The sequence below is a fragment of the Paractinoplanes ferrugineus genome, assembly GCF_016862195.1.
GTDB classification, from domain to species: Bacteria; Actinomycetota; Actinomycetes; order Mycobacteriales; family Micromonosporaceae; genus Actinoplanes; species Actinoplanes ferrugineus.
On the sequence record NZ_BOMM01000022.1, the window covers coordinates 146,544 to 168,055 of the forward strand.

Below are 21,512 nucleotides of genomic sequence, written 5' to 3' on the forward strand. Positions count from 1 at the left end.
GCGCGGGGCGGGTGGCGGGAGCCCGTTCAGTGGTGGTTCTTGCTGCCGGTTCTGTGATGGCCGGATTTGTAGTGGCGCGAACCGTGGTGCGGCGCGTCGGGGGCGGCCAGGATGGCTCGGCGGGAGCGCCAGGCCAGCACCGAGACGATCGAGACGGCCGACAGGATCGAGCCGACGCTCAGGAACGAGCCGATCGACAGGATGGACCCGCACGACCCGACCGACCCGATCGACAGGGCGGAACCGGTCGAGCCGATCGACAGGACCGAGCCCCTCGACCAGAGGCTGAGCACCGAATCCTCGGACTTGTAGGACAGGATCGACCCGTTGCGGCTCATAGCCCGACTCTAGGCCCTCCCCGGCCGCCCGCGCCCACCCACAGCCGCCGTCCTTCGCCGTCCCGGAGCTGGACCGGCCTGGGCCGTACCGGGCCGGGCGGGGGCGAGGTGGGCGGGGGCGAGGTGGGGGCGAGGTGGGGCGTCAGGCGTCGGGAGGGTTCAGGTGGTGGCGCAAGGCGGCGGCTATTTCGCCGGCGGCGGCCAGTTGGGTGGGGGTGAGGGCGTCGACGAAGAGTTCGCGGATGGCGCGCAGGTGGGGGCGGGTGGCGGCGTGGAAGGTGGCGGCGCCGGTGTCGGACAGCACGACTTCGGCGCCGCGGCTGTCGGTGGTGCAGTGTTCGCGGCGGATCAGGCCGCGTTTCTCCATGCGGCCCAGGTGGTGCGAGAGGCGGCTACGTTCCCAGCCGACCAGCGTGGCCAGTTCGGAGGAGCGGACCCGGTTGTGCGGGGCTTCGCTCAGGGCCAGCAGCACGGTGTAGTCGCCGTTCGACAGGCCGGTGTCGGACTGCAGGCGGGCGCCCATCCGGGTGTGCAGCGCCTCGGTGGTCTCGATGAAGTCGCGCCACACGAGCAGCTGTTCGCGGTTCGGGAGCTTGGGCATAAGATCGCACCCCATCTGGTTGACGTGTCAATCGTATGGCGTCATAGTTGACACGTCAATCAGGAGGACAAGCCATGACGGAACTTCAGTTCGGCCTCGACACCTTCGGCGACGTGCCGGTGGACGACGCCGGCGCGCCGATGTCGCACGCCGCCGCGATCCGGCAGGTCGTGGCCGAGGCGGTGGTCGCCGACGAGCTCGGCGTCGACGTGATCGCGTTGGGCGAGCACCACCGGCCGGAATACTCGATCTCCACCCCCGAGACCGTGCTCGCCGGCATCGCGGGCCGCACCAGCCGCATCCGCCTCGCCTCCGGGGTGACCGTGCTCAGTTCCGACGACCCGGTGCGGGTGTTCCAGCGGTTCGCCACGGTCGACGCGCTGTCCCACGGGCGGGCCGAGGTCATCCTCGGGCGTGGCTCGTTCACCGAGTCGTTCCCGCTGTTCGGCTACGACATGGCCGACTACGACGTCCTGTTCGAGGAGAAGCTCGACCTGTTCGTCAAGCTGCTCGACGAGAAGCCGGTCACCTGGAGCGGCACCACCCGGGCGGCCCTCGAGGACGCGGACGTCTTCCCCAAGACCGAATCGGGCCGGCTGGCCACCTGGGTCGGCGTCGGCGGATCACCGCAGTCGGTGGTGCGCACCGCGAGGTACGGGCTGCCGCTGATGCTGGCGATCATCGGGGGTGACCCGGGCCGGTTCGCGCCCTACACCGACCTCTACAGGCGCGCCGCCGAGCAGTTGGGCACGGTCGCGCACCCGGTCGGCATGCACTCGCCCGGCTTCGTGGCCGACACCGACGAGGAGGCGATGGAGTTGTTCTACGCCCCCTACAAGGTGATGCGCGACCGGATCGGGGCCCTGCGGGGCTGGCCGCCGTTGCGTCGCGCCGAGTTCCTGTCCGAAGTGGAGCACGGGTCGCTCTATCTCGGCTCCCCGGACACGGTGGCCCGGAAGATCGCTCAGGCCGTACGAAAGCTGGATGTCGGCCGTTTCGATCTGATCTATTCCGCCGGGGCGCAGCCGGCCGCCGCCCGGTTGCGCGCGGTCGAGCTGTTCGGTGCGAAGGTGATGCCCATGGTCAACGACATCCTGGCCGGCTGAACATGACCACCATCGGCATCCTGGGCGCGGGCAAGGTCGGCACGGTGCTGGCCCGGCTCGCGCTGGCCGCCGGCTACGACGTGCTCGTGGCCGGCTCCGGCGACCCGGCGAAGATCCGGCTGATCGTCGAGGTGCTCACGCCCGGCGCGACGGTCGTCACCGCCGCCGAGGCCGCCGCCCGCGCCGACCTCGTGATCCTGGCGCTGCCGCTGGGCAAGTACCGCACCATCCCGGTCGACGAGCTGCGGGGCAAGCTCGTGATCGACGCGATGAACTACTGGTGGGAGGTCGACGGCGTCCGCGACGACCTGACCGACTCGACGTCGCTGATCCAGGCGTTCCTGCCCGGCTCGCACGTGGTGAAAGCCTTCAACCACATGGGATATCACGATCTCGAGGAGGGCGCCCGCCCCGCGGGGACGCCCGGCCGCAAGGCGATCGCGATAGCCGGCGAGGATCTGGCCGAGGTGGTGGCGCTCGTCGACGCGCTTGGTTTCGACCCGGTGATCGCCGGACCCCTACCGGCTGGGGTACGCATGGAGCCCGGCACCCCGGTCTTCGGCGCGAACACCGATGCGACCGAGATCCGGGCGATGCTGGCCTCGTGATCTCCGGGTGACCGGCTAGCCGATCAGCGGTGGCCGGCGGCGCAGCCACGGGGTCCGGTCTTCCCAGGCGGCGGCCAGGCTCAGCAGGGAACGGTCGTCGTGGTTGCGGCCGATCACCTGCAGGCCGATCGGCAGGCCGTCCGCGCTGAAGCCGGCGGGCATCGCGAGGGCGGGCGCGTTGATCAGGGTGGCGATCGTGCTCACCTCCATCCACCGGTGGTAGGACGACATCGGCACGTCACCGATGTGGGTCGGCCAGTGCGCGCCGGCGGCGAACGGCATCACCTGGGCGGTGGGCAGCACGGCGTAGTCGTACGTCTCGAACAGTTCGCGGAACGCCTGGTAGAGGGCGCTGCGGCGGGCCGAGCCGAGCAGCACATCACGGCCGCTGAGGTGGTCGGCGCCGCGCAGCTCGTACACAAGCTCGGGTTTGAGGTTCTCGATCCGGTCCGGGGGTGCAAAACCGGCCATCCAGTGGCGCAGGGTGAGCCAGGTCGGCCAGAGATCATCGAGCGGGAAGTCGGGGAGGGCGTCGGTGACGGTCATGCCGAGCTCCGCGAAACCGGCCCGCGCGTCGTTTGTCACCTGCCGCACCGACGGCTCCATCGGCAGGTAACCGCGGAGATCACCGAGCCAGGCGACCTTGCGGCCGGTGACGTCGTCGAACGAGGTCAGCGTGGCCGGGTCGTCGTGCAGGGAGAGCGGAGCGCGCGGATCATAACCGGACATCGTCCGCAAGAGCCAGGCAAGATCCAGCGCGGTACGGGCGATCGGGCCGGCCACACTCGACTGGGCCACGAACACCTCGTCGTCGATGCTCGGCACCCGGCCCACCGACGGTCGCAGACCGAGGACGTTGTTCCAGCCCGGCGGATTGCGCAGGGAACCCATGAAGTCGCTGCCGTCGGCCAGCGGGACCATCCGCAGCGCGACCGCGACGGCCGCCCCGCCGCTGCTCCCGCCCGCCGATCTACGCTGGTCGTAGGCGTTCAGCGTGGTGCCGAAGACGGTGTTGTAGGTGTGCGAGCCGAGGCCGAACTCGGGCACGTTGGTCTTGCCGATGAAGATCGCGCCGGCCGCGCGGATCCGCTCGACGTGCAGCGAGTCGGCGGTGGCCGGCGGCGGGTCACGGAAGTAGCCGGCGCTGGTCGGCAGGCCGGCCACGTCGGCGAGGTCCTTGACCGCGAACGGGAAGCCGTGCATCCAGCCGCGCGGCCCGATCCGGTCGGCGGTGGCCGCCTCGGCGAGCAGCTCGGCCCGCGGGCGCAGGGCGACCAGCGCGTTCACCGAAGGGTTGAGCCGGTCGATCTGGTCGAGGTAGGCGGTCATCACCTCGACGCAGCTGACCTCGCGGCGGGAAACGGCGGCCGACAGCTCGGTGGCGCTCCACTCGACGATCATGCGGCCCAGTCTGACGGACAACGAAGCGGTTCACGCTTGGCGTCCGGCGACTATCGCCGCGTCGAATCGAACTGTTTCCATTTCTGGCACATGAGCGAACGCCGGGAGGGCACATGGAATCGCCAGGAATCAGTCGTCGCCGGGCGATGGCCGCCGCCGGTGGAATAGTGGCCGGGGCGGCCGTCGCGCAGGCCGTGGCGCCGGCCGCGTTCGGGGCCGCGGCCGCCTACGACGCCGATGCGATCGTCATCGGGCACGGCCTTGCCGGACTGGTGGCCACCGCGGAACTGGTCGCGGCCGGACGCAAGGTGCTGCTGCTCGACCAGGAGCCGGAGGCGAGCCTCGGTGGGCAGGCGTACTGGTCGTTCGGCGGGCTGTTCCTGGTGAACTCCGACGAGCAGCGGCTCATGGGCGTCAAGGACAACGTGGACCTGGCCTGGCAGGACTGGCAGGGCGCGGCCGGGTTCGACCGGGGTGTCGACGACCCGCTCGGCCAGGACTACTGGGCGGCCAAGTGGGCCCGCGCGTACGTGGAGTTCGCCGCCGGCGAGAAACGGTCCTGGCTCGCCGGCCTCGGGGTGCAGTGGTTCCCGCTCGTCGGCTGGGCGGAACGCGGCGGCGGCCTCGCCACCGGGCACGGCAACTCGGTGCCCCGCTTCCACGTGACGTGGGGAACCGGGCCGGCCGTCATGGAGCCGTTCGAGAAGAAGGTCCGGGCCGGCGTGGCCGCCGGCAAGGTGGTCTTCAAGTTCCGGCACCGGGTCGACGAGATCGTCCGGACCGGGGGAGCGATCACCGGCGTACGCGGCGCGATCCTCGAACCCAGCAGCGCCGCGAGAGGTACGCCCAGCTCGCGCACCGCGGTCGGCACGTTCGAGCTGCGCGCCCCGGTCGTGATCGTGACGTCCGGCGGCATCGGCGCCAACCAGGACCTGGTGCGGCAGAACTGGCCGGCCCGTCTCGGTCCGGTCCCGAAGAAGATGATCACGGGCGTGCCCGCCCACGTGGACGGCCGGATGCTCGGCATCACCCAGTCGGCGGGCGGGCGCATCGTCAACCCGGACCGGATGTGGCACTACACCGAGGGTCTGAAGAACTACGCCCCGATCTGGCCCAACCACGGCATCCGCATCCTGCCCGGCCCGTCGTCGATGTGGTTCACCGCCGACGGCAAGCGGTTCAGCGCCCCGGACATGCCCGGCTACGACACGCTGCACACGCTCGGCTCGATCACCGCGACCGGCTACGACTACTCCTGGTTCGTGGCCACCCAGGAGATCGTGGACAAGGAGTTCGCGCTCTCCGGCTCCGAGCAGAACCCCGACCTGACCGAGAAGAACGTCTGGAAGTTGCTGTCCCGCATCTGGCAGACCCCCGAGCCGGTGCAGAAGTTCGAGAAGTACGGCGAGGACTTCGTGGTCGCCAACACGCTTCCCGAGCTCGTCGCCGGCATGAACCGGGTGGCCGGCAACAACCTGATAAACCTGGACGACCTGAAGCGGCAGATCGAGGCCCGGGACCGCGAGATCGACAACACGTACAGCAAGGACGCCCAGGTCATGGGCATCCGCAACGCGCTCACCTACATCGGCGACTCGCTCAGCCGGACCGCCGGCGCGCACAAGATCCTCGACTCGAGCAAGGGCCCGCTGGTCGCCGCGCGGCTCAACATCCTTACCCGCAAGACCCTCGGCGGCCTGCAGACCAACCTCAGCGGCCAGGTGCTCGACGCGGCCGGCGCGCCGATCCCCGGCCTCTACGCGGCCGGTGAGGTCGCCGGGTTCGGCGGCGGCGGGGTGCATGGTTACCGCTCCCTGGAGGGTACGTTCCTGGGCGGCTGCCTCTTCTCCGGACGGGCGGCCGGCCGCGCCGCCGCGGCGGCCACCGCCTCCTGACCGCCTCCTGACCGCCCCTGCTCGGCACGAAGGCGTGAGTCAGGTAGCGGGTTGATACAGGTATCAAGGGAGGATGAGAAAACTCCTGCTCCTGATGGCGATGCCGGTGCTGCTGGCGGCCGGTTGCACCGGCGGTTCACCGACGGCGGCGCCCACCACGCCCGGCGCCGCCTCGGCCGCACCCTCCGCGCCGGGCGCTTCGTCCCCCGCTTCGGCCGACACCGGATCGACCGGCAGTGGGTCGGCCGGCAGTGGGTCGGGCGGCAGCGGGTCGGCGTCGGCTGCGGCCGGTCCGGACAGTGCGGCCGGCTCGGGCACGCCAGCGGCGGGGGTGCCGCGCTGCCACACCGGTGACCTGGCCGTGAAGCTCGGCGGCGGGGAGGGCGCGGCCGGCACGCAATACGTTCCGCTGGTCTTCACCAACAAGTCCGGCCACAAGTGCACGCTCTACGGCTACCCCGGCGTCTCGTTCGTGGCCGGCGACGCGGGCACCCAGGTCAACAAGGGCTTCGCGAGGGAGCAGAACAGTAAGAAGACCACGGTGCCGCTGGCTCCGGGGGGCGTCGCGCACGCGACGATCGCGGGCAGCGACGTCGGCTTCTTCGATGCGGCCAAATGCAAGCCGGTTCCCGTACGCGGGTTCCGCGTCTACCCGCCGGACGAGACGGCCGCGCTGTTCGTGGCCCTGCCCGGCAACGCCTGCTCGGCCGACGGGGTCGGGCAGTGGCGGGTCATGGCGATCGCGCCCGGTGCCGCCGACCGGTGACGGCTCCGGTTGCCGGTGGGAGTTTTTTAATGCCCGGGCCGGGCGCACCCTGCCCAGCCCGGGCACCCCTCTTCACCCAGAGGTCTTGAACGAGGCGCGATCGAAGTCGGCGAAGCCGCCCTCGCGCCCCAGATCCTGCACCCACAAGCCGACGAACGCGCCGGTGAAGCCCCACGCCTCGGGCTCGCCCGCGACCACGTTCGCCGCGTACTCGTCCGACAGCGTGGTGGCGTCGAGCGCCGGGCCGATGTCCTGCCACTTCGGTTCGCCGGTGAGCTCGGTCGCGTACGCGAAAGTCAGCTCCGGACCGGCGAAGCGCAACCGCAGTGCCAAGCGCTCCACCCCGCTGAGGTCGCGGCGGGTGTCCGGGATCTCCCGGACCTTGCCGGAATCGGCGGCGAGCAGGCCCAGCACCGGGGTGCCGTCGTCCTCCGCCGTGACGTGCAGGTAGTACCAGTTGCGGGTGTTGTAGTAGCCGGTTATTCCGGCGAGCTGCCGGTAGTTACGGGGCTTGAACTCCAGCACCGCGTCGAAGGTCAGTTCGCGGGCGGTCACCCGGCGGGCCACCAGGCTCGGCCGCAGCCGGGTCATCGGCGACTGGCCGCCGTAGATGCGCAGGTGTGACGGCCGCTCGGTGAGCGAGACCCAGTCCGGGGTGGCCGGGCGGCGCAGCGTCGACCAGTTCACGCCGAGCGCCGGCTCGTCGAAGTCGTCCTCCTCGAACTGCTCGGAGGAGATCGGGCGCTCGCCCGGGACGGTCACGCCGAGCGGGGCCGCGACGGTGTCGGCGGGAACCCCGCCGGCCACCCGCGGCCAGCCGTCCTCGGTCCAGGTGACCTCCTGGATCGCCGACTCGCGGCCGAGCACGCAGCGGCCCAGCTCCGAGTACGGGCGGCCGACCAGGTGCGCCAGGTACCACTGACCGGCCGGGGTCTCGACCAGACTGCCGTGGCCGGCCTTCTGCAGGGTCAGCTCCGGGTGGCCGTTCGAGGTGAGCAGCGGGCCGGCCGGATCCGCCTCGTACGGTCCGCGGAGGTCCGTCGATCTGGCGACCGTGACCTGGTGCTCCCAGCTGGTGCCGCCCTCGGCCGTGACCAGGTAGTACCAGCCGTCCTTGCGGTACATGACGGGCGCCTCGGTCACCTTCGCCGCGGTGCCCTGGAAGATCATCTGCTCGTCGCCGGTGAGCTGCTTGGTCTCGCGGTCGTAGCGCTGGATCGAGATGCCGCCGAAGCGGTTTCGGCCCGGGCGCCAGTCGGCGACCATCGACAGCATCCAGGTCTCGTCGCCGTCGTGGAAGAGCGACGCGTCGAAGCCGCGGCCGTGCAGCAGCACCGGGTCGGACCAGGGCCCCTCGATGGACGGGGCGGTGACCAGGTAGTTCTGCGGGTCCCAGTAGCCGCCCTCGAACGTCGAGACGTCGGTGTAGAGCAGGTGGAACTCGCCGTGCGCCCAGGTCAGGCTGGGTGCCCAGACGCCGCCGGAGTTGCCGGCCCCGGTGAGGTCCAGCAGCCGCTTCTCGTTGAGCGCGCCGCCGAGCGGGCGCCAGTCGACCAGGTTCGTCGAGTGGTGCAGGCGCACGCCCGGGTACCACTCGAACGTCGACGTGGCGATGTAGTAGTCCGCCCCGACCCGCAGGATCGACGGATCGGGGTGGAAGCCGGTCAGCACGGGGTTGGTGATCGGTCGGCCGGCCACGGGCTGCGCCTCGATGGCGCTCGTGGTCTCGGTGCTCGTCATTCGTCAGCCACCCCCGGGTCGTAAGTTCCGTGACTCTATCGCAAGTTGCGATTCGGGGGCGTGCTGAATTTGGCGCTATCCGACCGGCGGTCCCGTTCGGCAGAGCTCAGAGATCCACTGATCCCAGCAGGTCGAGCATGAGGTCGGTGTTGTCCAGGGCCGCCCGCAGCTGCTTGCGTGCCTCCCGCAGCCGCTCGGCCTGCGCGGCCAGCGTGCCGACATCGCCCGCGGCGACCGCTCCCCGGGTCGCCACGCCCACCTCGACCAGGGTCTGCAACGCCTCGCCGGCGTGGGCGGCGGCGAGCGGGATCGGGTCGGTGCGGTTCTCCCGGGCCAGCGCCGGCAGCGGCACGCAGGCCCGTCTGACCTGCCAGAGCACCAGTTCGGCCCGGCTGACCGGCTCGGCCGCGGCCAGTTGCCGCTGCCACAGCGCGAACCGGGCCTCCCGGCTGAGCCGCACCCGGTCCGCCTCGATGGCCTCCGCCTGGGCCGCCCCCAGCAGCACGCTGGCCATCCAGGCGCGCTGCTCGGTGACGCTCCCGGGTGGGTCCTCGTCTATCCCGAGGGCGTGGAGCGCTGCCCCCAACCTCCGGACGTCCTCCGCCTTACCGCCATGCCCCATGGCAAAACGCTAACCATCGATGGCAAGGGGCGACCGGCCGCCCCGGCGCTGGTCAGCCGAGGCGCCGCAGTTTGCGGACGGCGGTGGCGGCGATGAGGCCGGCCTCCTGCGGGCTGACCTGCGGGCCGCCGATCAGCATGATCGTCAGCGCCACTCCCCGGTAGGCGACCGAGATCATCCTGCCCTGGACGGTCCTGGCGACGTCCGGCAGGCCGACCGTGAACCGCAGGCCGGCGGCGGCGTCGCCGAGGCGGGTGACCCGCATCGGGGCCAGGTGAAGGCGAGCCTTCTGGCCCGAGGTCGGCAGGTTCACCAGTACGGCCGGGCACTTGCGGGGGGCGGCTGCCACGCTTCGTACGATGGCGCGGGCGCCAGGTGCTCCGGTTGTCGCGAGCGACTGGAAGAGCATCGTGCCAGTGCCGCTCTTGGTAAACGCGGCCGTCACCGACGGGCCTTTGGGGACGGTCGAGCCGACCCGCTGAGCACAGATGTCGGTGTCGGTGTTGATGTCGGTCATCATCGACATTCCGCCGGCGTCGCCGGGTGTGGTGCGGTAGCCGTTCGGCAGGTCGTCCGCGGTGAGCAGCGCACCATTCAGCGGTCGTGGCCGGGGCGCGGCGGCCACGGGTGCGACCGCCGGCGTGGCCGTCGTCGGGGTCGTTGCGGCCGAGGCGGACGAGGCCGGCGATGCGAAGGCCGGCACGGGCGTCGCGAGTGCCACCACACTGACGGTGACGACGGCGAACTTGACTGATTCGTACCCAAATTTCCGCATTCCTTACGTTAACGTGCGGCCGCCGGATGATCGGGGAGGTCATCGCGAGCGCTGCGCCCCCCGAGCGGGTGAACCGGGCGGGCTGTGCGGCAGGTGATCGCCGGCCGGCCCGCGAGGAATACCGGCCGGCGATCGGCTCTGGGCCGAGAAACGGCGGGACTTTCGGACGACCCATCCGCCTGCCGGATCTGGGCAAGCCGGCTGACGGATGGGTCGGTTCAAGACGGTCGCCCGGCGCGGCGTGTCAGGCAACGTCCGCTGTGTGTCAGGCAGCGATCGTGTCTCGCGCCGGGCGACCGAGCCGTGGTGGCGCGGCGGACGGTCCAGATCGGCGGCGCCGCTCGTTCGCCCTGGTGGGGGCGGTCGCTCAGGGGAGCTGGTTCGCGCCCCGGCTCGCGGTGGTCGCGTGGTGGAGCTGGTTCGCGCCTCGGCTCGCGGTGGTCGCGTGGTGGAGCTGGTTCGCGCTGCTGGTTCGGGTGGGGGTGCGGGGGTGTGGGGGCCGGGCGTTGCGGGGAGTGTGGCGGCGGCAGCCCACGCGGGGGGTCGGCGCGTGGGATGCCGCCGCCAGGTTGGTGGGGCTGGGCAAAACCGCCGTGATCCTCATTTTTCGCCTCCTTTCGGGCCGTTTTGAGGCACGGCGGAGCCAGGGTGAGTTGCTGAGGGTGGGTCAGTAGGTCAGCGGGCGCAGGCGAAGTGGTCGGCTATCCGGCGGAGGGCGGCGATGGTCTCGCGGTCGCGGCCCTCGTCGTCCTGGGTCGGCCAGGCACTGCACTTGACGATCACCACGTCGGCTGACGGGTCGATGTAGAGGTATTGGCCGTGGACTCCGAGGGCGGTGAAGGCGTCGAAGGCGGAACCGCCCAGGGTCCACCACTGATTCGCGTACCCGTAGTGCGAGTAACCGCTCGGGCCGAGCTCGCCCACCGCCAGCTGGGGCAGCTCGCTGCCGCGGCTTCGGCGGATCCAGTCGCGCGGGACCACCTGGCGGCCGGCCACCACGCCGTCGTTGGCCATCAGCAGGCCCAGGCGGGCGACGTCGCGCGGGGTCGCGTTGAGGGAACCGGCACCGATGGCGGTGCGTGGGTGAGCTCGAGTGAGCCAGTAGTAGGCGTCGCGGTCGGCGCCGAGGTGACGCCACAGGCGGTCGGAGGCGTAGGAGGCCAGAGACATCTCGGTGGCGGCTTCCAGGACCCAGCCCAGGACCTGAGCGTCCAGGGTCGAGTAGTTGAAGGCCTCGCCGGACGGTGCCCGGCGCTGCGCCGACTTGACCACCTCGGCCAGGTCGCCGCCGCTCATCGCGGCCTGCTCGAAGCGTTTGATGTCGCTGTCGGGCACGTCCCACGCCTCGAGCTGGCCGACGCCGCTCGTCATGGTGAGCAGCTCGGCGAGGGTCACCTCCTCGTAGGCCGAACCGACGAAGTCCTTGCGGTAGTCGACGACGCGGTCGTGGATGCTGTCGACGAGGCCCTCTTCCAGCGCGATGCCGAGCAGCAGCGAGGTGACCGATTTGGAGATGGAGAACAGCTGCATGCGGGTGCGCGGGCCGGCGAAGACGCCGGGGTAGTACTCGTGGATCACCCGTCCGTGGTGCAGGACGACGAACGCGGTGGTGTTGGTGCGGCGGTGCAGCTCGGCGAGGGTGCGGTCGTGGCCCTCGAAGCGGTAGGTCAGGTCGAGACGGTGCGACTCGTAGGGAAGTGGACGGTGAACCTCGCCGCGGGACACCCGCTCGGTCGGCATCAGCCAGTTCATGTGGGTGAACGTGAACTCGCTGAACGGCCGGCGCATGAGCAGATCACCCTGCCGTTCCCACCAGGAGGGGGGTTTTGCCGCCCGTGGTGCGGGGCGTTCGGTGGTGCTTGTCATTTCGTCACTCCCCGTGCTCGATCGGTTGCGCTGCGCCTTCGAACACTTCACGAAGAGTCGGGCCCGGTGGTTCATCGGCAGGTTCGAGATAGCTGTTCATCATGGCCAGGATGCCCATGCCGGCCAGGTTGTCGGCGGGGCCGCCGAGCACGCCGGAGCCCGGGTCGCCGAGGTGCCGGATGGCGAATCCCTCGGTCATCGCGGCCAGGATGTTGGTGAACTGTTCGAGGGTGATGCCCTCGCGCAACCGGAACCCGCGGGCGGCGATGGTCTGCTCGTAGACCTTCATCCAGGGGTCGAGGGCGCCCGCGTAGTTGTTGGCGATCGCGTCGTGGATGCCGTCGTTGCGGTCGGCCGTCGCGCAGACGACCAGTTGCAGGCGGAACAGTGGCATTCGGCAGATGGCCAGGATCTCGTGGAACACCGCCCGGTGCACGGCGTCGACGAAGCTGTCGTCGGTGGCCAGCCAGTCGCCCCGGGTTTCCAGCTCGGCGCCGTATTGCGGGTCGTAGTTCATCGCGTGGAACAGGAATGCGAGCAGGTCGTTCAGATAGTCGTCGTGACTGGCCCAGGTCGACCGGTAGGGGCCGGTGCCGCGCTGGCGCAGGAACGGTGGCTCGAGCTCGGCCACCTCCCGCGACAGTGCCCGCTCCGACAAGAAGTTCAGGCCCGACCAGTACTCCTTACGGCCGTCGCTGTTCGGCGCCACCACTTTGGGGGCACCGAGGTTGCGCTCCACCAGGTTCGCCCCCGCCTTGAGGTAGGAGGCGACCTTGAGCGAATTGACGAGCGCCGCGCGGGTCGACTCCCGGACACCCTTCACTCGGGTGACGATGCCGGAAAAGTCCTGGCTGTAAGGATAAGGCAGGTCTTTCTTGCCGTACGTCATGACCTGATTGTTGTCCGAATCCGGGCCAACTCAAGTGCGCACGTGCGTAGTACTCGGAGGCTAGAACTCTGGACATTTCCAATAGCGAAAAAGTGGCTATTAGTAGTCGCCCAATTACGCTATGAAATCGAGCGTTCCTGACGTCGGCGTTCGCGCTGCTCCTGGGTGTACTTCTTGCGTGCGGCAAGATCACGTTTCCACTGTTCGCGGGCCGATTCGTCACAGCCTTGCACGGCACCCTTGGTTTGCGCGGGCCCGATCAGCGACCGGAACGCCCAGTCGTCGAACGTGTCGTGGAACCAGCGGCCGAGCCGGCCGCGCTCGACCCCGCGATTGTCCTTCGCCATGTGACGTCCTCCCGGGAAGCTTGGTGCACCAACTATTTGTACACCAACTATCGGTAGGATCGTACCCAACTGAAGGGGGAAGCGACCAATGAGTGACACAGATCCGCTCGCGCTGGAGGAACAGGTCTGCTTCGCCCTCTCGGTGGCCGCCCGCAGCGTCGTGGCCGTCTACCGCCCGCTGCTCGAGCCGATGGGCCTCACCCACCCGCAATACCTGGTGATGCTGGCCCTCTGGCAATACGCCCCGGTCTCCGTACGCCGCCTCTCCGAGCTGCTGCAACTGGATCCGGGCACGCTGTCGCCGCTGCTCAAGCGCCTCGAGTCGATCGGCTACCTGCGCCGCGAGCGCAAGCCCGGCGACGAGCGCAGCCTGGCCCTCACGCTCACCGACCGGGGCCGGGCGCTGCGGGCGGACGCCGAGAAGATCCCGCCGGCCGTCGTCGAGCGCCTCGGCCTGCCGATCGAGGAGTTGCGTACGCTGCACGCCGCCCTGACCCAGGTGATCGCCGCGGCGAAATAGCCTCACGGCCGCCGATAGACGCTGAGCGACGGCAGCGCGCGGCCGGTGAAGTCGAACTGGGTCAGGTTGTCGTTGGACGCCTCGGCCCCCGGCTCCCACCCGACACCCGGGATCCACTCCGGTTCCCAGGCGAGCAAGCCCAGGCCGCGGCCGTCCGGCAGCTGCTTGAGTACGTCGCGTACGGCCTCGTAGAAGCCCGCCTGACCGGCCGGAGTCGCGGGGAAGCGGTCGGCGTCGGGCAGCAAGGTGCCGGGGCCGACGATGTTGCCGCGGCCGTCGCCGTCCTCGAAGGTCCACGGGTACGCGACCTCGGCGAGCAGCACCGGCTTGTCGTAACGGGCCACCGAGTCGAGCAGGTTGGCCTGCAGCTCGGCCAGGGAGCCGTGCCACATCGGGTAGTACGACTGGCCGATGATGTCGAACGGCACCTGGTAGGTGGCGATGTTGTCGAAGAACCAGCGGGTGTCACCCATCTTCCCGCCACGGTCGACGTGCAGCACGATCTTGACGTCCCGCTGGGCCTCGCGGGCGCCCTGGATCCCCGACTTGAGCAGGTCGGTGAAGGCCGGCCACTGCTGGGTGCCGTCCGGCAGGTAGAGCTGGCCGACCGGCCACAGGATGCCGTTGGTGATCTCGTTGCCGATCTGGATCATGTCGATCGGCGTGCCCTGACGGGCGAAGTCGCGCACCAGTTCGCGGGTGTATGTGCGGATCTTGGTGAGCAGGCCGGGCTGGTCGGTGGGCCAGCTCGCCGGGATCGGCTGCTTGCTGGGGTCCGCCCAGAAGTCGCTGTAGTGCGGGTCGAGCAGAATCCGCAGGCCGGCCCGCTTGGCCCGCCGCGCCAGGGCCAGCGCGCGGGCCTTGTCGCTGTAGCCGTCCGGCGGGTCGACCCACACGCGCAGCCTCAGGTAATTGGCACCCTGCGCGGCGAGGATCCGTTCGGCCGGGCGTACGCGACCGGCGAAGTCCCGGTACTGGACTCCGGCCTCCTCCAGTTGCGGAAGGAAGGACAGGTCGGCACCGCGTACCGAAAGAGTCTTGCCGTTGTTGCCGTGCGCGTAGGCCTCGGTCGGCAGGAGCGCGGCAAACGCCACGCCGCCCACGCCCGCCAGCAGCGAGCGGCGACTCAGGGAGGACGACATATTGATGAACTCCTCTGTCGTTGGTGAGCGCTGACGGTTCCCGGCCGTGCTTCGAAAGTCAAGGGCGGTTCGCGTGCCGAGCGGCTCGCGCCCACCCCGAGCTGCGCCTCACCGCGGCCCTGGCGGGTCGTCTGGGAGACCCTTTTCACCGAAGTTGCGGTGACCTCGGTCGGGCGGACGGCGGGACGACGGTGGGCGAACGGCGGTGCGGTCGACAGCGGGGCATACGCGAATGCCCTGCCGGAGTCGGCAGGGCATGGGGTGAGGGGGTCAGATGAGCCAGCGGTTCTTCTGGACGAGGGAGAGGTTGGCCCAGATCTTGCCGAGGCCCCAGGTTTGGCCGGCGTAGGTGAGGGCGAACAGGATGGCGGCCAGTGCGTAGATGACGTGGTAGTCGATGGCGGGGTTGGCGGAGCCGGCGGCGAGGGGCCATTCGGCGAGCCACATGAAGGCCATCATGAGGGGGGCGGCGACGGCGGTGACGCGTAGGCCGATGCCGAGGATGAGGGCGAGGCCGATGGCGAGCATGCCGAGCATGAAGGTGATGTTGGCGAAGGGGGTGCCGGCGATGGAGTGGAAGAAGCCTTTGAGGGGGCCGGCTTCGACGTTGGCGAGGAAGCCTTTGGTGGGGGAGCCGCCGTTGATCCAGGCTTTGGCGGAGGGGGTGCTGTAGCCGAGGCCGAAGGTTTTGTCGAGGAAGGCCCAGAGGAAGATGAAGCCGGTGGCGAGGCGGGTGACGGCGAGGACTTTGGCGGCGGTCTTGGTGAGCATGTGCCCGGGGGCTTCGACGGTTTCGAGCTGGTGGGCGTGAGCGGCGGTGGTGGTCATCGTTGCCTCCGGGGTCTGTTTGTCTCTCGTCTTCGAGACTCCTCCGCGGCGGCCCGGTTGACCTGGGCCTAAGCGCCTGGAATGCCCGGGACCAAAGTCCCGCCGGGGAGGCTGACCTCGGCGGCGTCGCGGCGGGGGGTCGCGCCCGTCGGGTTGCCGTAGCCGAAGCGGATGACGATCTGCGGATGGCCGGGCCGGCCGAGGGTGCGGCGCAGTTGGTCGCGGGCCGCGGGGACCTCGATGGGCTGGCTGATCAGGGCGGTGTCCAGACCCGCCGCGGTTGCCGTGAGCAGGACCTTCTGCATGGCCTGGCCGGCGTTGCTCTGGTCGGCCTTGGTGTCGCCGGGCACGCCGAGGATGCCGATCAGCGGTTCCGGCTCGTAGTCGTGGCCGGGTGCGCGCCGGCGCTCGGAGAAGAAGCGCTGGGGCAGCAGGTCCTGCGGTTCGGCCAGGGGAGCACGGGCGTGCTCGGGGATGGCGGGCCGCCATGCGGCCATCTCGGCCTGGTAGGCCGGGTCGCGGCGGAGGACCCGGTCGGCGCTGGTGGCGATCTCGGCGAAGCCGGCCACCGCGACCGTGCCCACCAGCAGGGCCAGCCAGCTGCTCTCCGTGCGGGCGGCCTCGATCAGGCGCACCCGCACCTCGGCGGGCACCGGGTCGGGCCAGAACGGGCGGCGGTTGGTGTGCCGGTGCGGGATGGCGTCGTACAGCTCGGTCTCGGCGTACGTCGGTGGGCGTTGCCTTGCCGCCGTGAGCCGGGCGATCAGGCCCGGCTCCCGCGGGTCGGGGTGCAGTCGCACCTCGGCCGGACGCCCGGACGCGGCGAGCGCGAGCCGGGCGTTGTAGGTGGCCGCACCGCACGCCATGCGCGCCGCCCACCCGGTCCGGTCGATCGCCGGCAGGCGACGGGCCGGGTCGGCGAATATCTCGACCGCGCCGCCGGACAGGCGGAACAGCCAAGGCTGACTGTTGTGCAGGGACGGGGCCCGGACAGCGGCGTCCACCGCCCGGCGCAGATCATCTTCGGTGTACGCGTTCATGACTACTCCACGATGGTGATCACGTCGCGCGGGTCGCGCCGCGGTGCGCGGGGGAGCGGGACGTCGGTGTCCGGGTAGCCGAGCCGGACCACGAGGTAGGGGTCCCCGACGCCGGCGAGCATGGTGCGCAGCAGGTTTCGCGGCCACTCCACCTCGAGGGCGTCGCTGATCGGTGCGGTGGCCAGGCCGTCGGCGGTGGCCCGTAGCAGCAGGGCGGACAGCGCCTCACCGCCGCGCAGCAGGTCGACCGGTTCGTCGCCGGTGCCGAACAGCACGACGTAGGCGGCGCCGAGGTCGTGGGCCGGGCCGGCGGACAGCCCGGCGTCGCCGGCCGGGGCGAAATCACGGACCGGGACACGGCGCAGTTCATCGCGTACGGCGGTGGACGGCGGCACGCCGTCGCCGGTGAAGTCCGGCCGGTTCGTCCAGTGGCTCAGCTCCTGGCGGTAGGCCGGGTCGGACTGTTCGGCGCGGGCGGCCAGCTCGGCGGTGACCGCCAGTTTCGGGAGCTGGTCGGGACCGACCACGTGGAGGTAGGCGCCTTCCGACTCGACCAGCCGCCGCAGCGCGGTCAGTTCCGCGTCGGGCACCGGGGTGTCGCCGAAGGCCCGGCGGTCGGTGTGGCGCCGGTGGATCGCCTCGGCCAGCCGGACCGCGTCCGCCTCGGAACTGGGCGAGACCGCCGCGCCGGGCGAAATGGTCGAAAAGGGCAGGGCGGGTGCGACGCCCGACGGAGCTGGGGCCGAAGCTGGGGCGAGGGCCGGGGCTGCGGCGAGAGGTGGAGCGGGGGGTAGGGGTGGGTTCAGCGTGATCCGGGCGAGCAGCTGGGGCTGAGCCGGGTCGGGGAAGCGCTCGACGAGCGCGGTGTGGCCGGCGGCGGCCAGCCAGACGCGGGCGTGGTGCAGGACGGCGCCGCAGCTGAGCAGCAACAGCCGGCTGTCCGGGTCGACCGTGTCGAGGCGGCGGTCGGCATCGGCGTACAGCGAGAGGGTTTCGCCCGTGATCCGCCACGACCACGGCTGGGTGTTGAACACCGAGGGGGCGTGCTGGGCCGCGCGGGCGGCATTCTCCAAGGCTGGCATGTGCCAACAGTGCCGCGCGGCGACCCTGGTCGCTCAGGGCCGAAAGTCCTGTCAGCCGGCGATCGGCGCCCGCCAGGTGACGACGGTGCCGTGGCCGGCCGGGCCGGGGCCGATCTCGAACTCGCCGCCGAGGTCACCGGCGCGGTCGATCATGTTGACGATGCCGCCGCGGGCCTTGGCGGGGTCGGTGCCGACGCCGTCGTCCTCGATGCGCAGCACCACCTCCAGGCCGGTGGCGTGCACCGTGACCCGGGCGGTGGTGGCCTGCGCGTGCCGGGCGACGTTCGACAACGCCTCGCGCAGCACGGCCATCAGCTCGGGGACGATGTCGTCGGGAATGGCGCTGTCGACCGGGCCGACCGTGTCGAGCACCGGCCGGAAGCCGAGGGTGGTCTCGGCCGCGTCGACCGCCTCGCGCAATTCGGTGCGCAGCGACGGGCCGGACGGGGTGCGCAGTTCGAAGATCGAGCGCCGGATGTCGCGGATCGTCGCGTCGAGGTCGTCCACGGCCGCGTTGATGCGCCGGGTCACCTCGGGCTTGGCCGCGTGCGGGATCGCCCCCTGCAGCTGCATGCCGGTGGCGAACAGCCGCTGGATGACCACGTCGTGCAGGTCGCGGGCGATGCGTTCGCGGTCCTCCAGCACCAGGAACTGCTCGCGTTCCTCCTGGGCCCGGGCCCGTTCGAGGACGAGGGCGGCCTGGTCGGCGAAGGTGGAGAGCAGCGACGGGTCGTCGGCGTCGGCGGGCCGCTCGAGCGGCTGGGTGACGATCAGCACGCCGCGCATCGCCTGGGCCACGGTGAGCGGGGCGGCCAGCGCCGGTCCCTCGGGCACGGCGGCCGGCCACTCGGCGACCGAGGCCAGGTTTTCCACCAGGCGGTACTGCTCGCTGCCGAGCTCGGTGGTGACCACCCCGTCGACCGGGATGGACCGGCCGGACAGGCCGCGGGCGCCGTCGGCCACCTCGATGGTGTAGCGGCCGTTCTCCTCGTCGTAGAGCAGCACCATGACGAGCTCGGCGCCGGAGACCTCGCGGGCGCGGCGGGCGATCAGCCGCAGCGCGTCGTTGGTGCGCACCTCGCCCAGCAATACGCCGGTGATCTCGGCGGTCGCCGACAGCCAGCGTTCGCGGCGCTGGGCGATGGCGTAGAGGCGGGCGTTGTCGATGGCGACGCCGGCCGCGGCGGCCAGCGCCACCACGATCTTCTCGTCGTCCTCGCTGAACTCGGCCGCGCCCTGCTTCTCGGCCAGGTAGAGGTTTCCGAAGATCTTCTCGCGGGTGCTCACCGGGACGCCGAGGAAGCTGTGCATCGGCGGATGGTTCGGCGGGAAACCGTACGACGCCGGGTGCCGGGTGATGTCGGGCAGCCGCACCGGTTGCGGATCGGTGATGAGCAGGCCGAGCACGCCCCGCCCGTGCGGCAGGTCGCCGATCCGGGCGTGCGCGGCCGGGTCGATGCCGTGGGTGATGAAGTCGACCAGCTCGGTGCGGTCGGCGCCGATCACGCCGAGCGCGCCGTACCGCGCGCCGGCCAGGGCGCAGGCGGCCTCGACGATGCGTTGCAGGGTGCTGCGCAGGTCGAGGTCACTGCCGATGCCGACGACGGCGTCGAGCAGGGCGCGCAGGCGCTCGCGGCTGGCCATCACGTCGCCGACCCGGTCGAGCATCTCGTGCAGCAGTTCGTCGAGGCGCACCCGGGAGAGTGGGCCGAGTCCGAGCGAGGGCGGTTCCGACATGGGGCAAGATTATCGGGGTCCGAAAGGACACGGGACCTTAGGCACTTGGACCCCTGGACAACCTACCGGTAGGAAATAGACATGATCCGCGTCTTTCTGCTCGATGACCACGAGGTGGTCCGCCGTGGCCTCGTCGACCTGCTGCAGGCCGACGGCGACATCGAGGTCGTGGGGGAGTCGGGCTCGGCCCAGGAGGCCACCCGCCGCATCCCGGCCCTGCGTCCCGACGTGGCGGTACTCGACGCCCGGTTGCCCGACGGCAACGGCATCGACGTGTGCCGCGACGTGCGGGCGATCGACTCGTCGATCAAGGGCTTGATCCTCACCTCCTACGAGGACGACGAGGCGCTCTTCGCCGCGATCATGGCCGGCGCCTCGGGTTACGTGCTGAAGCAGATCCGCGGCACCGACCTGGTCGACGCCGTCCGGCAGGTGGCGGACGGGAAGTCGCTGCTCGACCCGGCGGTCACCCAGCGGGTGCTGGAGCGCATCCGCAACGGTGTCGAGGCGCCCCGCGAGCTTGCCGGTCTGACCGATCAGGAGCGCCGCATCCTCGAGTTCATCGCCGAAGGTCTGACCAATCGGGAGATCGCCTCGCGAATGTTCCTCGCCGAGAAGACGGTGAAGAACTACGTTTCCAGTCTGCTCGCCAAGCTGGGTCTGGAACGGCGTACCCAGGCGGCGGTCCTGGCCACCCGCCTGCTCGGCGAGCACAAATCGAACTGACGTGGGACTTTCGGCCCTGCCCGCCGGGCCGTACTGATCGAAAGGATACGGACGAACCTTTTGAAAGGATCGTCCGTGGACGCCTTGGATCTGGCCCGATGGCAATTCGGGGTCATTACCGTTTACCACTTCCTGTTCGTGCCGATCACGATCGGCATGTCGGTTCTGGTGGCCGGCCTGCAGACCGCGTGGGTGCGGACCGGCAAGGAGCAGTACCTGCGCGCGACCAAGTTCTGGGGCAAGCTGTTCCTGATCAACTTCGCGATCGGCGTGGTCACCGGAATCGTGCAGGAATTCCAGTTCGGGATGAACTGGAGCGACTACTCGCGTTTCGTCGGTGACATCTTCGGGGCGCCGCTCGCGATGGAGGGCCTGCTCGCCTTCTTCCTCGAGTCGACGTTTCTCGGGCTGTGGATTTTCGGCTGGGATCGGCTGCCCAGGAAATTGCACCTGGCGACCATCTGGATCGCCGCGATCGGCACCTGGCTGTCGGCGTACTTCATTCTCGCCGCCAATTCCTGGATGCAGCACCCGGTCGGTTACGAGTTCAACGAGGCCCGCGGCCGCGCCGAGCTGAAGAGCATCGGCGCCGTCCTGACCAACTCGACCACCCTCGTCACGTTCCCGCACACGATCGCCGCCTGCCTGCTGACCGGCGGCGCCGTGCTCGTGGCGGTCAGCGCCTGGCACCTCAAGCGGCGCAACCAGGTGGACGTCTTCCGGCCCAGCCTCAAGCTCGGCGCCTGGGTCGTGCTGATCGCGGGGGTCGGCGTGCTGATCACCGGTGACCTGCAGGCCCGCATCATGACCGAGCAGCAGCCGATGAAGATGGCCGCCGCCGAGGCGCTCTACGACACGGCCAAGCCGGCCGGCTTCTCCATCTTCACCATCGGGTCGCTCGACGGCAGCGAGGAGGTGGCGAGCGTCCGCATCCCGTCGCTGCTGTCCTTCATGGCGACCGGCAGCCCCGGCGGGGAGGTCGAGGGCATCAACAACATCCAGGGCGAGTACGAGCAGAAGTACGGGCCGGGGGACTACAAGCCCAACATCCCGGTCACCTACTGGTCGTTCCGCCTGATGATCGGCTTCGGCGGCCTCGCCATGCTGGTCGCGCTGGCCGCCCTCTGGTTCACCCGCAAGGGCCGCAGCACGGCGCCGAAGTGGCTCTGGCCGGCCGGGATCTTCGCCATCGGGGCGCCGCTCGCAGCCAACTCGTTCGGCTGGATCTTCACCGAGCTGGGCCGCCAGCCGTGGGCCGTCTTCGGCCTGCTCAAGACGACCGACGGGGTGTCCCCCACGGTCGGTGCGGGCACGGTCGCCACCTCGTTCGCCGTGCTCACTCTCCTCTACGGCGTGCTCGCCGTGATCGAGGTCGGACTGTTCCTCAAATACGCCCGGGCGGGAGCGCCGGAGCTGCCGGCCGAGGCCGAGGGCGAACCCGACGACCGGCCGCTGGCCTTCGCGTACTGAGAAAGGAGGTTTG

Annotated in this window: 20 protein-coding genes and 1 pseudogene; 7 read left to right on the forward strand and 14 right to left on the reverse strand. The window is 70.4% G+C overall.

The features are described from left to right. Positions 1 to 26: 26 nt before the first annotated feature. Together Afe05nite_RS14305 and Afe05nite_RS14310 are read right to left on the reverse strand one after the other, a co-directional pair. On the reverse strand, positions 27 to 338 hold the full coding sequence (locus Afe05nite_RS14305; RefSeq protein ID WP_203817554.1) for a hypothetical protein: 312 nt from the start codon (positions 336 to 338) through the stop codon (positions 27 to 29). A gap of 142 nt (positions 339 to 480) precedes the next feature. After that, positions 481 to 939 carry a MarR family winged helix-turn-helix transcriptional regulator gene (locus tag Afe05nite_RS14310; protein ID WP_239117814.1) on the reverse strand — a complete coding sequence of 153 codons (459 nt, stop codon included), beginning with the start codon at positions 937 to 939 and terminating at the stop codon, positions 481 to 483. A gap of 74 nt (positions 940 to 1,013) precedes the next feature. Here Afe05nite_RS14310 and Afe05nite_RS14315 point away from each other — a divergent pair, with 74 nt between their 5' ends. Then, complete coding sequence (locus Afe05nite_RS14315; RefSeq protein WP_203817556.1) at positions 1,014 to 2,045, forward strand: LLM class flavin-dependent oxidoreductase; 1,032 nt, start codon at positions 1,014 to 1,016, stop codon at positions 2,043 to 2,045. Beyond that, positions 2,030 to 2,653, forward strand: a pseudogene (locus Afe05nite_RS14320) (NADPH-dependent F420 reductase); the annotation flags it as partial. The gene Afe05nite_RS14315 and the pseudogene Afe05nite_RS14320, both read left to right, overlap by 16 nt. A 15-nt stretch (positions 2,654 to 2,668) precedes the next feature. On the opposite strand, the gene Afe05nite_RS14325 reads toward Afe05nite_RS14320, so the two are convergent. Further along, on the reverse strand, positions 2,669 to 4,054 hold the full coding sequence (locus tag Afe05nite_RS14325; protein WP_203817558.1) for an amidase: 1,386 nt from the start codon (positions 4,052 to 4,054) through the stop codon (positions 2,669 to 2,671). Between the two features lie 113 nt (positions 4,055 to 4,167). Here Afe05nite_RS14325 and Afe05nite_RS14330 point away from each other — a divergent pair, with 113 nt between their 5' ends. Further along, the gene (locus Afe05nite_RS14330) at positions 4,168 to 5,949 is read left to right on the forward strand and encodes an FAD-binding dehydrogenase (RefSeq protein WP_203817559.1); all 1,782 of its coding nucleotides are present in this window, start codon (positions 4,168 to 4,170) and stop codon (positions 5,947 to 5,949) included. A 73-nt stretch (positions 5,950 to 6,022) separates the two neighbouring features. Beyond that, on the forward strand, positions 6,023 to 6,715 hold the full coding sequence (locus Afe05nite_RS14335) for a DUF4232 domain-containing protein (protein WP_203817560.1): 693 nt from the start codon (positions 6,023 to 6,025) through the stop codon (positions 6,713 to 6,715). Positions 6,716 to 6,787: 72 nt separating this feature from the next. Here Afe05nite_RS14335 and Afe05nite_RS14340 read toward each other — a convergent pair whose 3' ends face one another. The 6 genes from Afe05nite_RS14340 to Afe05nite_RS14365 form a co-directional block, all read right to left on the reverse strand. Then, positions 6,788 to 8,455 carry a glycoside hydrolase family 43 protein gene (locus Afe05nite_RS14340; protein ID WP_203817561.1) on the reverse strand — a complete coding sequence of 556 codons (1,668 nt, stop codon included), beginning with the start codon at positions 8,453 to 8,455 and terminating at the stop codon, positions 6,788 to 6,790. Between the two features lie 106 nt (positions 8,456 to 8,561). Continuing rightward, a complete protein-coding gene (locus tag Afe05nite_RS14345) occupies positions 8,562 to 9,077 on the reverse strand; it encodes a DUF6245 family protein (protein WP_203817562.1) in 516 nt (171 codons plus the stop codon). A 52-nt stretch (positions 9,078 to 9,129) separates the two neighbouring features. Further along, entirely contained in the window at positions 9,130 to 9,852 is a 723-nt protein-coding gene (locus Afe05nite_RS14350; RefSeq protein WP_203817563.1) for a hypothetical protein, read from the reverse strand. Positions 9,853 to 10,527: 675 nt separating this feature from the next. Next, the gene (locus tag Afe05nite_RS14355) at positions 10,528 to 11,718 is read right to left on the reverse strand and encodes a serine hydrolase domain-containing protein (RefSeq protein ID WP_203817564.1); all 1,191 of its coding nucleotides are present in this window, start codon (positions 11,716 to 11,718) and stop codon (positions 10,528 to 10,530) included. A 4-nt stretch (positions 11,719 to 11,722) separates the two neighbouring features. Continuing rightward, on the reverse strand, positions 11,723 to 12,607 hold the full coding sequence (locus Afe05nite_RS14360; protein ID WP_203817565.1) for a hypothetical protein: 885 nt from the start codon (positions 12,605 to 12,607) through the stop codon (positions 11,723 to 11,725). Between the two features lie 119 nt (positions 12,608 to 12,726). Beyond that, complete coding sequence (locus Afe05nite_RS14365; protein WP_203817566.1) at positions 12,727 to 12,954, reverse strand: hypothetical protein; 228 nt, start codon at positions 12,952 to 12,954, stop codon at positions 12,727 to 12,729. Positions 12,955 to 13,042: 88 nt separating this feature from the next. Between Afe05nite_RS14365 and Afe05nite_RS14370 the strand changes: the two genes are divergently transcribed. Continuing rightward, entirely contained in the window at positions 13,043 to 13,474 is a 432-nt protein-coding gene (locus tag Afe05nite_RS14370) for a MarR family winged helix-turn-helix transcriptional regulator (protein WP_203817567.1), read from the forward strand. A gap of 2 nt (positions 13,475 to 13,476) precedes the next feature. Here Afe05nite_RS14370 and Afe05nite_RS14375 read toward each other — a convergent pair whose 3' ends face one another. The 5 genes from Afe05nite_RS14375 to Afe05nite_RS14395 form a co-directional block, all read right to left on the reverse strand. Then, positions 13,477 to 14,616 (reverse strand): glycoside hydrolase family 53 protein, encoded by a 1,140-nt coding sequence (locus Afe05nite_RS14375; protein WP_203817568.1) that lies wholly within the window; start codon positions 14,614 to 14,616, stop codon positions 13,477 to 13,479. A 270-nt stretch (positions 14,617 to 14,886) separates the two neighbouring features. Continuing rightward, on the reverse strand, positions 14,887 to 15,444 hold the full coding sequence (locus Afe05nite_RS14380; RefSeq protein WP_203817569.1) for a DoxX family membrane protein: 558 nt from the start codon (positions 15,442 to 15,444) through the stop codon (positions 14,887 to 14,889). 68 nt (positions 15,445 to 15,512) lie between these two features. Further along, complete coding sequence (locus Afe05nite_RS14385; RefSeq protein WP_203817570.1) at positions 15,513 to 16,484, reverse strand: Acg family FMN-binding oxidoreductase; 972 nt, start codon at positions 16,482 to 16,484, stop codon at positions 15,513 to 15,515. 2 nt (positions 16,485 to 16,486) lie between these two features. Beyond that, positions 16,487 to 17,566, reverse strand: a complete 1,080-nt coding sequence (locus Afe05nite_RS14390; RefSeq protein WP_203817571.1) for a nitroreductase family protein — start codon at positions 17,564 to 17,566, stop codon at positions 16,487 to 16,489. A 51-nt stretch (positions 17,567 to 17,617) separates the two neighbouring features. Beyond that, entirely contained in the window at positions 17,618 to 19,303 is a 1,686-nt protein-coding gene (locus Afe05nite_RS14395; RefSeq protein ID WP_203817572.1) for a GAF domain-containing sensor histidine kinase, read from the reverse strand. 81 nt (positions 19,304 to 19,384) lie between these two features. Between Afe05nite_RS14395 and Afe05nite_RS14400 the strand changes: the two genes are divergently transcribed. Further along, the gene (locus Afe05nite_RS14400; protein WP_203817573.1) at positions 19,385 to 20,029 is read left to right on the forward strand and encodes a response regulator; all 645 of its coding nucleotides are present in this window, start codon (positions 19,385 to 19,387) and stop codon (positions 20,027 to 20,029) included. Between the two features lie 75 nt (positions 20,030 to 20,104). Then, positions 20,105 to 21,499, forward strand: a complete 1,395-nt coding sequence (locus tag Afe05nite_RS14405; RefSeq protein WP_203817574.1) for a cytochrome ubiquinol oxidase subunit I — start codon at positions 20,105 to 20,107, stop codon at positions 21,497 to 21,499. Positions 21,500 to 21,512: the final 13 nt, after the last annotated feature.

Bases quoted from the DNA above. Each gene is read 5' to 3' on its own strand.
- Afe05nite_RS14305 (WP_203817554.1), bottom strand. From the start codon at position 338: ATGAGCCGCAACGGGTCGATCCTGTCCTACAAGTCCGAGGATTCGGTG.
- Afe05nite_RS14310 (WP_239117814.1), bottom strand. From the start codon at position 939: ATGCCCAAGCTCCCGAACCGCGAACAGCTGCTCGTGTGGCGCGACTTC.
- Afe05nite_RS14315 (WP_203817556.1), top strand. From the start codon at position 1,014: ATGACGGAACTTCAGTTCGGCCTCGACACCTTCGGCGACGTGCCGGTG.
- Afe05nite_RS14325 (WP_203817558.1), bottom strand. From the start codon at position 4,054: ATGATCGTCGAGTGGAGCGCCACCGAGCTGTCGGCCGCCGTTTCCCGC.
- Afe05nite_RS14330 (WP_203817559.1), top strand. From the start codon at position 4,168: ATGGAATCGCCAGGAATCAGTCGTCGCCGGGCGATGGCCGCCGCCGGT.
- Afe05nite_RS14335 (WP_203817560.1), top strand. From the start codon at position 6,023: ATGAGAAAACTCCTGCTCCTGATGGCGATGCCGGTGCTGCTGGCGGCC.
- Afe05nite_RS14340 (WP_203817561.1), bottom strand. From the start codon at position 8,455: ATGACGAGCACCGAGACCACGAGCGCCATCGAGGCGCAGCCCGTGGCC.
- Afe05nite_RS14345 (WP_203817562.1), bottom strand. From the start codon at position 9,077: ATGGGGCATGGCGGTAAGGCGGAGGACGTCCGGAGGTTGGGGGCAGCG.
- Afe05nite_RS14350 (WP_203817563.1), bottom strand. From the start codon at position 9,852: ATGCGGAAATTTGGGTACGAATCAGTCAAGTTCGCCGTCGTCACCGTC.
- Afe05nite_RS14355 (WP_203817564.1), bottom strand. From the start codon at position 11,718: ATGACAAGCACCACCGAACGCCCCGCACCACGGGCGGCAAAACCCCCC.
- Afe05nite_RS14360 (WP_203817565.1), bottom strand. From the start codon at position 12,607: ATGACGTACGGCAAGAAAGACCTGCCTTATCCTTACAGCCAGGACTTT.
- Afe05nite_RS14365 (WP_203817566.1), bottom strand. From the start codon at position 12,954: ATGGCGAAGGACAATCGCGGGGTCGAGCGCGGCCGGCTCGGCCGCTGG.
- Afe05nite_RS14370 (WP_203817567.1), top strand. From the start codon at position 13,043: ATGAGTGACACAGATCCGCTCGCGCTGGAGGAACAGGTCTGCTTCGCC.
- Afe05nite_RS14375 (WP_203817568.1), bottom strand. From the start codon at position 14,616: ATGTCGTCCTCCCTGAGTCGCCGCTCGCTGCTGGCGGGCGTGGGCGGC.
- Afe05nite_RS14380 (WP_203817569.1), bottom strand. From the start codon at position 15,444: ATGACCACCACCGCCGCTCACGCCCACCAGCTCGAAACCGTCGAAGCC.
- Afe05nite_RS14385 (WP_203817570.1), bottom strand. From the start codon at position 16,484: ATGAACGCGTACACCGAAGATGATCTGCGCCGGGCGGTGGACGCCGCT.
- Afe05nite_RS14390 (WP_203817571.1), bottom strand. From the start codon at position 17,566: ATGCCAGCCTTGGAGAATGCCGCCCGCGCGGCCCAGCACGCCCCCTCG.
- Afe05nite_RS14395 (WP_203817572.1), bottom strand. From the start codon at position 19,303: ATGTCGGAACCGCCCTCGCTCGGACTCGGCCCACTCTCCCGGGTGCGC.
- Afe05nite_RS14400 (WP_203817573.1), top strand. From the start codon at position 19,385: ATGATCCGCGTCTTTCTGCTCGATGACCACGAGGTGGTCCGCCGTGGC.